Genomic DNA, 15,582 nt, shown 5'->3' with positions numbered 1-15,582 from the left:
TTCTGACTTTACACTTTTCAACTTTAAACTAAAAATATGAACTACGGTAAAGAATTCAAAAAATTTGCTACAAAGCACCAAGGAGTAAACGCAATGTACTATGACAAAATCATAGCAGCGATGAACCCAACAAACATGACTCCATATATTATCGAAGAGCGCCAGTTGAACGTTTCTCAATTAGATGTTTTTTCAAGATTAATGATGGACAGGATTATCTTTTTAGGAACAGGTATCGATGACCAAATCGCTAATATCGTTCAGGCTCAGTTATTATTTTTAGAAAGCGCTGATGCTTCAAAAGATATCCAAATTTATCTAAATTCTCCAGGAGGAAGCGTTTACGCAGGATTAGGAATTTATGATACAATGCAATTCATAAAACCCGATGTTGCAACAATTTGCACAGGAATGGCAGCTTCTATGGGAGCAGTTTTATTATGTGCCGGTGCAGCAGGAAAACGTTCTGCATTGCCACACTCAAGAGTAATGATTCACCAGCCATCTGGAGGTGCACAAGGGGTTGCAACAGATATGGAAATCAACTTGCGTGAAATGTTGAAATTAAAAGATGAGTTGTATCATATTATTTCTCAGCATTCAGGACAATCTTTTGAAAGAGTTCATAAAGACAGTGAGCGTGATTACTGGATGATTGCTGATGAAGCAAAAGAATACGGAATGATTGATGAAGTATTAAGAAGAAGCTAAAAATTAGTTTTAGGGTTCATGTTTCAAGTTGCTTTGGCGAACCTGAAACCTGAAACTTTGAACTTTAAACAAAAAAATATTAAGCTGTAAGGAGTTAAGTTCTAAAGTTTTAATTAAAAAGCTTAGAAACTTAGTATCTTTGCAGCTTAGTAACTTAAATAAAGAATGGCAAAAGTAGTATTAGAATGTTCGTTTTGTGGAAGAAAAAAGCCAGAAACTAATTTATTAATTGCGGGTATTAATGCACATATTTGTGATAAGTGTATTGAACAAGCACACGGAATTGTATTAGAAGAATTAAAGTCTAGCGGAAATGCGAAACTTATTGGGGATTTGATTTTAAAGAAACCAAAAGAAATCAGAGCTTTTCTGGATCAATATGTTATTGGTCAGGATCAGACAAAAAAAGTAATGTCGGTTGCTGTTTATAATCACTACAAACGTTTAATGCAACAGCAATTAGACGATGAAGTTGAGATTGAAAAAAGTAATATTATTATGGTTGGTCAAACCGGAACTGGAAAAACATTGGTAGCAAAAACTATCGCAAAAATGTTAGACGTTCCTTTGGCAATTGTTGATGCGACTGTACTTACAGAAGCTGGATATGTTGGTGAAGATGTCGAAAGTATTTTGACACGTTTACTACAAGCAGCAGATTATGATGTAGCTAAAGCCGAAAGAGGAATCGTATTTATTGACGAAATTGATAAAATTGCCCGTAAGAGCGATAATCCATCAATAACTCGTGATGTTTCTGGTGAAGGTGTACAGCAGGCTTTATTGAAATTATTAGAAGGAACAGTTGTAAACGTACCGCCAAAAGGAGGACGTAAACATCCGGATCAAAAATTTGTTGAGGTTAATACTCAAAATATTTTGTTTATTGCCGGTGGTGCTTTTGACGGAGTAGAACGTATTATTTCAAAACGTTTGAATCGTCAGGCAGTTGGTTATTCAACTTCTAAAAATGTCGATAATATTGATAAAAACAATTTATTGCAATATATTATTCCAAAAGATATTAAAGATTTTGGTTTGATTCCGGAGATTATTGGTCGTTTGCCAGTATTGACGCATATGGATCCTTTAGACAGAGAAACTTTGCGTGCAATTTTGACACAACCTAAAAATGCATTGGTAAAACAATATCAGAAATTATTTTTAATGGATGATGTTGAATTTAGTATTACTGATGAAGCATTGGATTTTATTGTTGATAAAGCTTTAGAATACAAATTAGGCGCTCGTGGATTGCGTTCGTTATGTGAAGCTATCTTAACTGATGCGATGTACGAATTGCCAAGTTCTAATGATACAACTCTGACAATCGACAAAGAATATGCAGAACATACTTTAAGTAAAAACTTATTGAAGCGTATGGAAATTGCTTCGTAAATTATAAAAATAACTTTGTCAAGTTTTGGCAAATCTCTTTTAAACCTGTTCATTTATTTGAACAGGTTTTTTTTATAATTTTTAAGCAAGATTTTCGTTTGAGATTTTATGTAAATTGTAGACATGAAAAACGTGATTTTTGTAATTGGTTCGGTTTTGATTTTATCTTGTAATCAAAAGGATAAGAAAGAAATTATGGTTTCTAAAAATGAAAATAAAACTGAAATAATTAGAGAGCCCAAACCCCGAGTCGAAGTTGATTACAGTAAATTTTACAAAGAAGCAAAAGAGTACGCTCTTCGAAACAATTTAATTAACGATAAATTTATTTTAATTGATTTGGGATTGCATTCTGGATATAAAAGATTTTTTATTTATGATTTTCAAAAGAATACAATTGTGAAATCTTGTATGGTTAGTCACGGTTGCGGAGATAATAGATGGGGCGCGACAGCGACTAAAGAGAAAGTACAGATCAGTAATGAATTTGATTCGCATTGTTCGTCGATCGGTAAATATGTTATTTTAGATCGAGGCGTAAGTCAATGGGGAATTAGAGTCAATTACATTTTGCAGGGAAAAGACAAAACCAATTCAAATGCGAGAAATCGTGCAATCGTTTTGCATTCCTGGGAGGCAGTTTCTGAAAATGAAGTTTATCCAGAAGGAACTCCTGAAGGCTGGGGTTGTCCGGCGGTTTCAAATGAAAGCATGAAAGAAATCGATGAACTTTTGAAAACGAACAAAAAAGTTTTGATGTGGATTATTAAATCCTAATTTACGGATGTCATGAAAATGAAACTTCTCGTTTAGCCCTGATCGAAACGGCATCCTTTTGCTCTGGCGTTCAGAGCAAAAGATATAGTGTAGAGCAGGACAGAACTTCTTTTGAAAAGAAATATTTCTGCTCCTAAAAATTACTGAACTCTGAATTTCTCTCGGTATTCAATAGGTTTCATTCCAACCATTTTATAAAACACTTTTCGGAATGCTTTTGGATCGTTATAACCCGTTTTTTCGATAATTTCTGAAATTGAAAGCTGTGTTTGTTCCAAATATTTTTTTGAGCTTTCGACTCTAATATTTTGCAGATATTCAATTGGGGGAATTCCGGTTACTTGCTTGAATCTGCGTGTCATATTGCGAGCGCTGGTTGGAATATCTTTGGTGATTTCTTCCAGTTTTTCAATTGAATGGTATTGGCTTTCGATTTTTTGCTGCAACATCGCGACCAAAGTATCGTTGTGCAAATGATTTGGTCTAAAAGTGCTAAAATAACTTTGTTTGTATCGATTTAAGTCAATTGAGAAAATTTTGGCAATCTGAACTGCAATTTCATTTCCACAATATTTCTGAACCAAAAGAATCAATAAATGAAATGTTGAGGTTGAGCCGCCACTGGTATATAAACTTCCATCGGCAGTTAAAGTTTCTTCAGGTTTTAATTTTACTAACGGAAAAGCTTTTGTGAAAGCACTGCAAGCGTCAACATGCGTAGTTGCTAATTTTTCATTCAATAATCCTGAAGCAGCAAACAAAAAAGCACCGGTACAAAAACTGGCTAATTCGGCTCCGTTTTGATGTTGTTTTTTTAGCCACGGAATAAAATCTTTATTCTTTGCAATCATTTCGCTCATATTATCTGTGGTAAAAGCCGGAATCAAAATCAAATCTAGAGCAATATCTGAATTTTCAATAGTATGAACTTTATAGCCAAATAATTGTTCTTGAGTAATTTGCTTAGCCGATTGAAAAACCATAATTTCAAAAGGTTTTTCATGTTCTTTACTCAATTTATTGGCTGTTTCAAAAACTTCTAATATCGCTGCTATGCTCAACAATTTATAGTCGTGGGGCACTATTAAACCTGTTTTTTTGCTCATGATGTTTTTCTTTTTGAAAGATTAGCATTCTTACAAAAGTAAGTAATTTGTCTTAAATGACCCTAAAAATGACTTTTTATGTAACTTTAAGTTAATCCTAAAATTTTAAATTTGTTTTTATTAATTTGTAATTTTATAAAGATGAAAACAAAGATATTCTTAAATCTTGCGGTAAAAGATTTAAATAAGGCGATTTCTTTTTTTACTGAAATTGGCTTTTCAGTCAATTCACAATTCACAAATGAAAAGGGAGCTTGCATTGTTATTGATGAAAATATTAATGTAATGATTTTGGTCGAAGAGTTTTATAAAACGTTTACTAAAAAGCAAATTTGCGATACGGCTACAACTAGTGAAGTTCTTATCTCAATTTCTTTGGATTCTCGTGAACAAGTTGATGAAATGATAGAAAAAGCGATTAAAGCTGGTGGAGTAGATTATATTCCTGCAAAAGATTACGGATGGATGTATCAAAGAACTTTTCTTGATGTTGACGGACATCATTGGGAAGTTTTCTATATGGATGAAAGCAAAATACCAAATGAGATGTAATCAATTTAATTGAACAATAATGATAACTTTAAAAAATATACAGAAAAATTTTAAAACTAAATTTAATATATAATGATAACAATAAAAAGCACGGTTAATGCATCTGCAGAAAAAGTTTGGAAGTTTTGGAATACGCCGGAACATATTACAAAATGGAGTTTTGCTTCTCCAGACTGGCATACGCCTTACGCAGAAGCTGATGTGAGAGAAGGAGGAAAATTCAAATCAACAATGGCGGCAAAAGACGGAAGCATGAGCTTTGATTTTGAAGGTGAATTTACTTTGGTGAAACCAAATGAAGCGCTTTCGTATGTTATGGCTGACGGAAGAAAAGTTGAAATTACTTTTACTCAAACGACAGAAGGTGTTGAAATCGTTGAAAGTTTTGATCCGGAAACAGTAAATCCTGAAGAAATGCAGCGCGCAGGCTGGCAGGCGATTTTAGATAATTTTAAAAATTATATAGAGAATAATTAGTTTTTTTAGATGCAAAGTCTCAAAGGTGCAGAGGTTCAAAGATTATAATACAGATTAAACCTAAATTGACTTACATAACTTATATGGTTTAAAATAAATTGTTTAACAAAAAAAATCAAAAAATGACAAAACAAATATGGTTGAATTTGCCGGTTACGAATATTGCAAAAGCGAAAGATTTTTTCTGGAAAATAGGTTTTTCGTTCAATGAACAGCATGATACGCCAAGTTCTACTTGTATGGTGGTTGGTGAAGGACATTTTGTGGTAATGCTTTTTGAAGAAATGCTTTTTTCAAGTTTTTCGCAAAATGCTATTACAGATACAAAATCAAGTTCTGAGGTTCTGATTTCAATTGATGCAGAAAGCAGAGAAGAAGTTGACGAATTAGCCAAGAAAGTGACTGAGGCCGGAGGAACTGTTTTTGCAGAACCAGCAGAAAGCCAGGGCTGGATGTATGGCTGTGGATTTGCAGATTTAGACGGACATCGCTGGAATGTTTTGTTTATGGATTTTAGTAAACTATCGTAGTTATGGAAAAATTGGAATTTAAAATTAGAATTAAAGCTCCTTCTCCAAAAGTTTGGGAGATTTTATGGAACGATGCCACTTATAGAGAATGGACGGGCGCTTTTTGCGAAGGTTCGTATGCAATAAGTGATTGGAATGAAGGCGACAAAATACATTTTATGTCACCAAATGGCGAAGGAATGAACAGCATTATTGAAACTAAAATTCCAAATGAATATATGGCCTTCAAACATATCGGAGAGATCAAAGATTTTAAAGAATTGCCTCTTGACGAAGAGACTAAAAAATGGAGCGGAGCAATGGAAACCTATAGACTAGCATCAGATAATGAATTTACTGATTTGACAGCCCAAGTTGATGTTGTCGAAAAGTATATTGATTATTTTAAAGAAGCTTTTCCAAAAGGTTTAGAGAAAGTAAAAGAATTAGCAGAGAAATAGAATAGAAAGAATCAAAAAAAAATAATTAACAATCAACAATAAATAAAAAAAATCATGGCAGCAGTAAACCCTTATTTATTATTTAATGGAAATTGCGAAGAAGCATTTCTATTTTACAAATCCGTTTTTGGAGGTGAATTTCCATACATCGGAAAATTTAAAGACATGCCTAAAGAAGAAGGCTGTGACGAAGTTTCTGAAGCAGATGCTGAAAGAATTATGCACGTTTCATTGCCAATTGGCGATACTATTTTAATGGGAAGCGACAGTTCGACACGATTTGGCGATTTGCCTTTTGGAGAAAATTTCTCAATTTCGATTAATACTGAAAGTACTGAAGAAGCAGATCGAATTTTTAACGGACTTTCAGCAGGCGGAAAAGTAGAAATGCCTATGAATAAAACATTTTGGGGTGCTTATTTCGGAATGTTCAAAGATAAGTTTGGAATCAACTGGATGGTAAACTTTGACGAAAATCAGCCAGCTAAATAACAATAAGTTATGTTATTCTAAAAGCGGAACATAATTGTTAAATTACTTGAAAAAGCGCATGTATATGCGCTTTTTGTTTGCAAAAAAAACAAAGATTATTCTTTTTTATCACCAATAGATTGCCGATTTTTGTCGCTTCAAAATCAATAAAGAAAAAATGGCAATAGAGGATAAAGAAATTATTTTATTAAAAGTTTCAGGACACGATAAAATAGGAGTGACAGCTGGTTTAACAGCTGTATTGGCGACTTATGATGCTAATATTTTAGATATCGGTCAAGCCGATATTCACGATACACTTTCTTTAGGAATTTTGTTTGAAATTGCTGCAGGTTCATCTTCAGCGCCCGTTTTAAAAGACTTATTGTTCAAGGCTTACGAATTAGAAATTAAAGTGAAATTTATTCCAATTTCTATCGAAGACTACGAAACATGGGTAAAATCACAATCAAAACAACGTTATATAATCAATATTTTAGGCGAAAAACTGGCTGCTTCTCAATTGGCTGCAGTGACTAAAATTATGTCAGATCAAAATCTGAATATTGATTCAATTATACGATTAACAGGAAGAACTTCAATTGTTGAAAAAGAAGAATATCCGCGTTCTTGTATTCAATTATCGGTTACGGGCGAAATTGTAAATAAAATTGTCATGACGGCAAGTTTTATGGAGATTTCAAGAACATTAAACGTCGATATTTCGTTCCAGGAAGATAATATTTACAGAAGAAACCGTCGTTTGGTTTGTTTCGATATGGATTCGACTTTAATTCAAACTGAAGTTATTGACGAATTGGCAGAATTAAATGGAGTAGGCGATCAGGTACGTGCAATTACTGAGTCGGCGATGAATGGTGAAATTGATTTCAACGAAAGTTTCAAACAACGAATGGCTTTACTGGAAGGTTTGAGCGAAGAAGTTTTACAAAATGTTGCCATCAATTTACCAATTACCCAAGGGGCACATCGTTTGATGAAAGCGCTTAAGTATTACGGATATAAAACTGCAATTCTTTCGGGAGGTTTCACTTATTTTGGAGATTATCTGCAAAAAGAATTAGGAATCGACTACGTTCATGCCAATCAACTGGAAATTAAAGACGGTAAATTAACCGGTAAATATTTAGGTGATATTATAAACGGAGAAAAGAAAGCCGAATTACTAAAAGCAATCGCCGAAAAAGAGGGAATTCACATCAATCAAACCATCGCAGTTGGAGACGGAGCAAATGATTTGCCAATGCTAAACTTAGCCGGCCTCGGAATCGCTTTTCACGCAAAACCAAAAGTTAAAGAAAGCGCTTCAACGTCAATTTCAAGTTTAGGACTTGACGGTGTTTTGTATCTTTTAGGATATCACGATCGATATATTGATATGATGTAATACAATTGTCACCCTGAGCGAAGTCGAAGGCTTTATTGTTGAAAAGGGATTCGACTTCGCTCAGCCTGACAATCGAAATAAAGACAAAATTCAGTTCATTTTTGTCATTTCGACGAAGGAGAAATCTTCGCAAGTAGCTCCGTAAAGATGATCCAATCTTTGTTGAGTTTCTCACGAAGATTTCTCCTTCGTCGAAATGACAATATTGAGAAAAGCTTAGCAACTTAGAGTCTCAGAATCTTAATAATGGCATGCCCCTCCGGGTCGGGCTATCCGTTTCAATCTTTTGTGTCTCGTTAAAGAAACGAGACACAAAAGGATTTCCACTTCTATCCCTCATGCGAGTCTAGTGGAATTATGTGTTTTTAAAAGAAAGAGTAATTTTTGATAAATGTTTTATGAAAATGAAATTGTTGTAGAAAAAGAAGCCGTTCGAATAAATTATATTAGTTTGAAACTCTGCATGATTTTTTCCATTTGGTTTTTGAACTTTTCAAAATCATCTTTTTTACCCGTATAAGTCAAAATATATGCTTTATTATTTTTTACAAAATCATATTGCAAAAATTTTAATTCAAAGCCATTCATTTTTGCTTCATAAAGAAATAGATGAAATTCATTTTGACCAATTTTATTTCGTTTGCTTTCAATTAGTTTACCATAAGTATTAATTTGTTTTTCAGATATTTCTACAAACTTATTTAAGTCAATATTTAAAGTTTCCAAATTTTGAATCATTAAGTTTATATTCTCTGCGAAATTGTCTTCCTGATTTTCTTTTTGAATAAATAATTAAAATTCTGTTCCGTTTTTTCCACTTTCATCTAATCTTAAATCAGGACTATAAAAAATCTTATAGCCATTTCTATTTATTTCTTTCAAATTATTTGTTGATTTCGATTGAGAATTAATAAATTGAAAAATGATAAGTGATAACAATAACAATTTAAATTTCATGAAACAGTTTTTTTGATTTACGATTATTATAATTTAAGTAATGACAGAGAATCTACATCTCCTTCAACTGCTCCAAATAATCCCTCTGATTTGAAAGTCTAGGAATCTTATGTTGCCCACCTAATTTATCACGTTCTTTCAACCAATCATAAAACAAGTTTTCACGCGCAACATTTATCACCAAAGGATTTAAAGTCATATTGTTGTAGCGTTTCGCTTCGTAGTCAGAATTTAAAGTCTGTAAGGTTTCGTCGAGCACTTTTTGGAAAAGACCAACATCAGCCGGTTTTTTCTTGAATTCAATCATCCATTCGTGCGCACCTTTTTCTTTATCGTGCATAAAAATAGGAGCAACCGTATAATCGATAACTTCAGTTTGGGTTATTTGACAGGCTTTAGCAATCGCCTGATCTGTATTTTCGACCATTAATTCTTCGCCAAAAACATTAATATGATGCTTGGTTCTTCCGGTAACTCGAATTCGGTATGGATTTAATGATGTAAATCGAACGGTGTCGCCAATTAAGTAACGCCACAAACCAGAATTGGTAGTAATAACAATTGCATAGTTTTTATTGAGTTCAACATCTGCTAAACGTACTACTTTTTGGTTGAGAGTTCCAAAAGTGTCCATTGGAATAAATTCATAGAAAATTCCGTAATCCAGCATCAGTAATAAATCGCTAGAATAATTCAAGTCCTGAATAGCAAAAAAGCCTTCGGAAGCATTGTAAATTTCGTAGTATTTAAAATCAGAACTAGGCAAGATTTTCTTGTATTGTTCTTTATAAGGAGAAAAACTTACGCCTCCATGAAAGTAAACTTCAAGATTTGGCCAAAGTTCAAGCAAATTTTGATTGCCAGTATTTTCTAAAACTTTATTCATTAAAACCAGCATCCAGGACGGAACTCCTGCAAAACTAGTTACATTTTCGTTTTTGGTTTCATTTATAATTGCTGCAATTTTGCTTTCCCATTCGCTCATAAGCGAAGTTTTGCTGCTTGGCGTACTGCTGAATTCAGCCCAAATAGGCATGTTTTCGATCAAAATTGCTGATAAATCGCCAAAGAAAGTATTATTGTTTTCGTAAATTTGAGAACTTCCGCCCAAGCGAAGACTTTTTCCTAAAAACAATTCAGAATCTTCATTATTATTCAAATACAAACAGAGCAAATCTTTGCTTCCTTTATAATGACAATCTTCAAGAGCCTCGTTACTTACCGGAATGAATTTGCTTTTGGCATTTGTGGTACCACTTGATTTTGCAAACCATTTTATTGGTGTTTCCCAAAAAACGCCTTGCTCGCCTTGACGCGTGCGCTCAATTAAAGGCTGTAATTCTTCATACGTCGAAATGGGAACTCTTTCGCTAAAAGTCTTGTATGAATTTATCGATGCAAAATCATATTTTTTCCCCACAACAGTATTTTCTGAAGCCGTCAATAAATTATGCAATAGCTCTTCCTGAACTTCATTCGGATATTTTAGAAAAAGTTCGATTTGGTGTATCCTTTGTTTAAGGACCCAAGATGCGAAAGAATTTATGATTGATACAGGCATGAGTGAATTTTAGATTTTAGATTGATGATTTTAGATTTTAGATTTAACGTTTTGCGCAAAATCAAGAAATTTAAAATTTGAATATCAATAGACAAACACTAACTTTGTCATATTATCAAAAATAGTATTTTTTTGTAAAAAAAACCATTCTATTTTGAGTAAAGATTCTAATTAAATTGAATTAGAAATTAAATTCTGAACTCAAAGAAGCAAATCTAAAATCTAAAATCAGCAATCTAAAATACAATGACTTATCAAGGCGTACTTACAAAAATGCAAACTGAAATTGGAAATCCAATTCAATATTATTTGGTTTTCGAAGATAGTTTCTTAAGTATGAATCAATTATTAAATAAAGATATTGAAATAAATTTTGTGGGTTTTCAATGTTTAAATTGCGGAAAAAAGAAAAAAATATACAGACAAGGTTTTTGTTATGATTGTTTTTATTCAAGCGCAGCGGCTGGTGATTGGATTATGAGACCTGAATTGAGTACTGCTCATTTAGGAATTGCAGATCGTGATTTAGAATTTGAATCAAAAGCGCAGCTTCAGCCTCACGTTGTATATCTGGCTTTTTCAACAGAAGTAAAAGTAGGCGTTACGAGAAAATCTCAAGTTCCGACAAGATGGATCGATCAGGGCGCAACTCAGGCTATTTCTATCGTTGAGGTTCCAAATCGTTATTTAGCCGGAATTACCGAAGTCGCTCTAAAAGATCATTATACAGATAAAACAAACTGGAGAAAAATGCTTCAAGCTACATCAGAAACATGTGATCTTATCGTTGAGAAAGCAAAAGTGGAGAACTTAATTCCAGTTGAAGCAAAAGATTATTTCTACAGCCAAAAAAATGATCTTTACGAATTAAATTATCCTGTACTAAATTATCCTGCAAAAATCAATAGTTTGAATTTAGATAAAACACCTTCTTTTCAAGGAAAACTAGTTGGAATTAAAGGACAATATTTATTATTTGAGAACGGAACGGTTTTTAATATTCGCGGTTCCGAAGGTTATGTTGTCACAATAAACGTCTAGAAAATTCCCTCAATCGTCGATTGTTTTTTGCTTAATAGTATATTAAGTTGTTGATAATTAAATAATTTGCTGTAATTTTAAGTCGATTTCCAAGAACACAAATATGTGAATGTTGGTACATTTGGTTACAATTTTGTAACAAATGCTTATTGGAAGAATTTAATTTTAAAAAGTAAAAGACCTTAGATTTGAGTCATAATCATTTCAGGTTTTACTACTAAAATTAGATTTAGATTTAATAATTCGTAAATTATTTGATAGATGAGTGTTTTAAGCAAAGTAAATGTTTACAGACGCAATATAATGCGCAATTTGACTAAGAACATTGGGAAACCAAAGATGCAGGATGATTTTATTTTGGTTGATAAAGCTGAAATTAAAAAAGTTCTAATTTGTAGACCCAACGGAAGGTTAGGCAATCTTTTATTGATCACACCTCTCGTTCAGGAAGTTGCAGAAACGTTTCCAAATTGTAAAATCGATTTGTTTGTAAAAGGCACATTAGCACCCATTATTTTTGAAAATTATCCTGTTGTCAATAAAACAATTCACTTGCCTAAAAAACCTTTTAAAAGCTTGTTTCAGTATTTAAAGGTTTGGATTTCAATAAAAAATGAATCCTATGATATGGTAATTAATGTTGATCAAAACTCTTCATCAGGAAGATTGGCGGTTCAGTTTTCGAATGCAAAATATAAATTCTTTGGAGATGCAATAGATGAACAGGATCAGAAAAAAAAGGATTTTGAGCATATTGCAAAATATCCGGTTTATAATTTCCGACATTATTTAACAAAATTGAGATTGTTTACAAACAGCAATAAAATAATTGCTCCTTTAGATTTAAAATTGTCGGCTTCTGAAATCGCCAATGGAAGAAAGATTTTAAATGAATTGGTAAACAATGATAAAAGAACAATCTTCATTTTCACATATGCGACCGGAGCAAAATGTCTTTCCGAAGATTGGTGGGGGAAGTTCTATAAACAAATAACAACAGAATATAAAGATTACAATATCGTTGAAATTTTGCCTGTCGAAAATGTTTCACAAATTGGATTTAAAGCGCCAACATTTTATAGTAAAGATATTCGGGAGATAGGATCTGTGATTGCAAATGGAGATTTATTTATTGGTGCTGATAGTGGTATTATGCATTTGTCAAGTTCAGTTCAGACTCCAACTATAGGATTGTTTTCGGGCGCAAACATTAAAAAATATGAACCATACGATAATTGCAGCATCGCAATAGATATCAATACTTATACAAAAAGAGAATATATCAAAACTATAAATTCGATTTTGAATAACGGTAGACTAAATACCTATTCAAAAGCAATATAAAGTTAAAACAATAAAAAAAGGCATCCATTCGGATGCCTTTTTTTAATTTAATTCTTTTTCTTAAATAATCCATTAAGCAGGTCGCTTGCTTTTTTGGTTACTTCCTGAGTTTTTTGTTCTTTTTCTGTTTTTGCAGCTTGCGTAGTATCTTTTGCTTTTGTGTTTTTATTAATCAAATCAGTTAAAGCAGCAGTACCTTTTTGTGTTAATTTCTCTTTTTGCTGATTTGCAACCTGAGTCGCTAAACTGCTAACAGCCGTTTTCATATCAGTGCTGATTTTTGGGCTAGAAAAATTACCAGTGATCAAGGCATTAATTGGAATATTTTCCAGTTTTGCAGCATCAGCAGGTGACATTTTTGCAATGAAAGCATTTGCTTCGCTTCCTAAATATTTAGCCGGAACGTCAAATTTCAAGTTGTAGTTCATTGTTTGGTCAAAACCGTGAGTTCCGCCAACTGTAACTTTAATATCTTGATATTTAATGTCGAAAGGTTTTACATTTACTTTACCGTTATCAAAAGTTAAAGCAGCTTTAATATCATTTAAATTCACTTTGTTCATATCAATAAATTTAATGTTTGAACCAAGTGCATTAAGTAAAGTTGAATTTTTAGCATTTACAGTTGTCGAAAGCAATTGTCCAAGCAAATCTCCCGAAATTGATTTTAGATCCGGAGTCAATTCATTAGCATCCAGATTTCCATTCAATTTGATAGTAGAATTCAATTTACCGTTGATGATTCCTGCTATAGGTGCAATTTTTTTCATCATATCTAATTGCGTAAAAGTCTGCGCAATATCAACTTGGTTAAAACCTAAATTCATATCAAAAGTTGGTACTTTTTCTTTTGTAGAAACCGCTCCGGTCAAACCAATTGTTCCTCCAAAAATCGATGTTTTAAAGTTCTCTAAAAGTGCTTTTTCATCTTTAATGATCAGTTTTCCAGAAACATCTTTTAGTTTTAAGTTATCATATAAAACAGTATTTGCTTTTGCGTTTAATGTACAGTTTAAGAAAGCAGGAATTTTCATTGCCTCAGCTGGTTTTGCAGCTGTTTTTGTTTCTTCTTTTGCAGGTTCGCCAGCCGTCATAAAATCATCAACAGCCAATTGATTTGAACTCATATTGAAGTTTCCTCTTAATTCCTGTTTTTTAAACATGAAACCATAGAAGTTTTCTAAAATTCCGTTGATGGCAATGTCACTTTTTCCTGTTGTAGCATTGAACTGTTTTAGGTTGATTTTACTCGGATTGAACTCGACCTGCGCAATGCTGATGTTCATCGATTTATTGTTTTCATCCGTATATTTAAATCCTGACAAACTCATCGTTCCTGCATTTTTAATGTTTTGATATTGACTTTTTTCTACAGAAGCCATATCAAAATTTGTAGTAACATCAGCTTTTAAAATACCTGCAAGCGGTTTATCCATTTTAATTGGATATGCTTTTGAAAGATTGGCCAAATTGATTGTTCCTTTTAAAGCGGCATCAACAATTGGATTTACCGTAATATTTTTGATACTTGCTTTAGCGCTGAAAACGTCCTGATCAATCCTGAAAGTCAGTTTGTCTAAGTTGACGTAGGTATCATTTAGAATTCCTGTTTCGTTGATGATTTTTGTATCAATTACGATATTTTGAACTGATTTTGGCAAGTTCGGATACTGAAATGAACCGTTGTTTGATGCAATTGCAATATTGAATTTTGGTACTGTCGTATCTGTTAATTCTCCTTTTGCAAAACCTGAAACGGTAAAATCTCCAGTTGTTTTTACACCATCTAAACCAGCTGCATAAGCTGACGGAATTAGACCTAAGAAGTTTGTAAATGAAGATGTTGGAGTCTTGAATTTTAAATCATAAATCTGCGCTTTATCAGTCATCTGAATGAATCCGTCAAACTCTAACGGCAATTGATTAATTAAAGCTTTATTTTCTTTAAAAGTATATTTGCTTTTATCAAGGTCAATTCCTAAAACAGCATCTAAAGTCAATTTTACATTTTTCATGTAATTTACTTTATCCATATCCAAAGATACTTTTGCAGTAGATTTTGTAGTTAAATCTAATTTTGAGTTGGTAAAATCTCCTGTTCCTTCGTGGTTTAGGCTGTCAATTACCATTTTGATTTTAGATCCCTGATCGATATATCGGAACGTAAAATTTTCAATTTTGTAATTCTGTATTTTTAAAGAAAGCGGTTTGCTATTCTCATCTTTGGTTTCTTCTTTTTTGTCTTTTAAAGCAATATCGAAGTTTCCAACACCATCTTTATTGAAAATAATATTAATCAAACCATTTTCAGATGTAATTCCCTGAATGTTTAAAGGCTCATCTTTTCCTTTAAAAAGCTCTTTAATACTCATTTTCAAGTTTAATTGTCCTAATGAAACCAAAGTATCACCTTCAAAAGGAGCTTTGTTGATTATCACCAGTTTTTCAATCCCGACTGCGGCGTTTGGAAAGTTTCGGAACAAACTTAAATCGGCATCTGCAAAACTTACCTTAGCATCGACACTTTCATTAATTGCTTCAGAAATCTTTGCTTTGATTTGGTCTTTAAAGAAGTAAGGAATGGCGAATAGGGCGGCCACAAAAACCACAATTACAATGGCGGTTACTTTTAAAATTTTCTTAAACATATTTATAGATTTGAGGGTTTACTTAAAATCGGATATTGCAAAAATAGTTTTTTTTGCCAAAGGGTGAAGATAAAGTTTTCTTAAAAAGTAAGAAATGGATTATTTTTACAGAAATAAAAAATCCGCTTGATACATTCAAACGGATTTGCTTTTTAACGTTG

Annotated in this window: 15 protein-coding genes; 11 read left to right on the top strand and 4 right to left on the bottom strand. The window is 32.7% G+C overall.

Annotation, left to right across the window (positions count from 1 at the left end):
- Nucleotides 1-36 precede the first annotated feature (36 nt).
- The 3 genes from clpP (at nt 37) to ACWA1B_RS15410 (ending at nt 2,886) form a co-directional block, all read left to right on the top strand.
- A complete protein-coding gene (gene clpP, locus ACWA1B_RS15420; protein WP_456908382.1) occupies nt 37-711 on the top strand; it encodes an ATP-dependent Clp endopeptidase proteolytic subunit ClpP in 675 nt (224 codons plus the stop codon).
- 165 nt (nt 712-876) lie between these two features.
- The gene (gene clpX, locus ACWA1B_RS15415) at nt 877-2,109 is read left to right on the top strand and encodes an ATP-dependent Clp protease ATP-binding subunit ClpX (RefSeq protein ID WP_035651600.1); all 1,233 of its coding nucleotides are present in this window, start codon (nt 877-879) and stop codon (nt 2,107-2,109) included.
- A gap of 123 nt (nt 2,110-2,232) precedes the next feature.
- Nucleotides 2,233-2,886: a murein L,D-transpeptidase catalytic domain-containing protein gene (locus ACWA1B_RS15410; RefSeq protein ID WP_456908379.1), complete on the top strand. Its 654-nt coding sequence runs from the start codon at nt 2,233-2,235 to the stop codon at nt 2,884-2,886.
- Nucleotides 2,887-3,026: 140 nt separating this feature from the next.
- On the opposite strand, the gene ACWA1B_RS15405 is transcribed toward ACWA1B_RS15410, so the two are convergent.
- Entirely contained in the window at nt 3,027-3,992 is a 966-nt protein-coding gene (locus ACWA1B_RS15405; RefSeq protein ID WP_456908377.1) for a GlxA family transcriptional regulator, read from the bottom strand.
- Nucleotides 3,993-4,133: 141 nt separating this feature from the next.
- On the opposite strand from ACWA1B_RS15405, the gene ACWA1B_RS15400 reads away from it, so the two are divergent.
- From ACWA1B_RS15400 to serB, 6 genes are all read left to right on the top strand, one after another.
- Complete coding sequence (locus tag ACWA1B_RS15400; RefSeq protein ID WP_456908375.1) at nt 4,134-4,544, top strand: VOC family protein; 411 nt, start codon at nt 4,134-4,136, stop codon at nt 4,542-4,544.
- A 72-nt stretch (nt 4,545-4,616) separates the two neighbouring features.
- The gene (locus ACWA1B_RS15395; RefSeq protein WP_456908373.1) at nt 4,617-5,021 is read left to right on the top strand and encodes an SRPBCC family protein; all 405 of its coding nucleotides are present in this window, start codon (nt 4,617-4,619) and stop codon (nt 5,019-5,021) included.
- Nucleotides 5,022-5,143: 122 nt separating this feature from the next.
- Nucleotides 5,144-5,551, top strand: a complete 408-nt coding sequence (locus ACWA1B_RS15390) for a VOC family protein (RefSeq protein ID WP_456908371.1) — start codon at nt 5,144-5,146, stop codon at nt 5,549-5,551.
- Nucleotides 5,552-5,553: 2 nt separating this feature from the next.
- On the top strand, nt 5,554-5,991 hold the full coding sequence (locus ACWA1B_RS15385) for an SRPBCC family protein (RefSeq protein WP_456908369.1): 438 nt from the start codon (nt 5,554-5,556) through the stop codon (nt 5,989-5,991).
- 54 nt (nt 5,992-6,045) lie between these two features.
- Entirely contained in the window at nt 6,046-6,483 is a 438-nt protein-coding gene (locus ACWA1B_RS15380) for a VOC family protein (protein WP_456908367.1), read from the top strand.
- A gap of 157 nt (nt 6,484-6,640) precedes the next feature.
- Entirely contained in the window at nt 6,641-7,870 is a 1,230-nt protein-coding gene (gene serB / locus ACWA1B_RS15375) for a phosphoserine phosphatase SerB (protein WP_456908365.1), read from the top strand.
- Nucleotides 7,871-8,311: 441 nt separating this feature from the next.
- Here the strand turns inward: serB and ACWA1B_RS15370 are convergent, their stop codons facing one another.
- Both ACWA1B_RS15370 and ACWA1B_RS15365 read right to left on the bottom strand, forming a co-directional pair.
- Entirely contained in the window at nt 8,312-8,596 is a 285-nt protein-coding gene (locus ACWA1B_RS15370; protein ID WP_456908363.1) for a PsbP-related protein, read from the bottom strand.
- A 283-nt stretch (nt 8,597-8,879) separates the two neighbouring features.
- Complete coding sequence (locus ACWA1B_RS15365; RefSeq protein WP_456908361.1) at nt 8,880-10,388, bottom strand: GH3 auxin-responsive promoter family protein; 1,509 nt, start codon at nt 10,386-10,388, stop codon at nt 8,880-8,882.
- Between the two features lie 246 nt (nt 10,389-10,634).
- On the opposite strand from ACWA1B_RS15365, the gene ACWA1B_RS15360 reads away from it, so the two are divergent.
- On the top strand, nt 10,635-11,429 hold the full coding sequence (locus ACWA1B_RS15360; protein ID WP_456908359.1) for a DUF2797 domain-containing protein: 795 nt from the start codon (nt 10,635-10,637) through the stop codon (nt 11,427-11,429).
- 261 nt (nt 11,430-11,690) lie between these two features.
- The gene (locus ACWA1B_RS15355) at nt 11,691-12,773 is read left to right on the top strand and encodes a glycosyltransferase family 9 protein (protein WP_456908357.1); all 1,083 of its coding nucleotides are present in this window, start codon (nt 11,691-11,693) and stop codon (nt 12,771-12,773) included.
- A 47-nt stretch (nt 12,774-12,820) separates the two neighbouring features.
- On the opposite strand, the gene ACWA1B_RS15350 is transcribed toward ACWA1B_RS15355, so the two are convergent.
- Nucleotides 12,821-15,421, bottom strand: a complete 2,601-nt coding sequence (locus ACWA1B_RS15350; RefSeq protein ID WP_456908355.1) for an AsmA family protein — start codon at nt 15,419-15,421, stop codon at nt 12,821-12,823.
- Nucleotides 15,422-15,582 lie beyond the last annotated feature (161 nt).

This window comes from Flavobacterium xizangense (assembly GCF_054075145.1).
The sequence above is the reverse complement of the archived record's forward strand: the minus strand, read 5'-3'. Positions and strand labels throughout refer to the sequence as shown.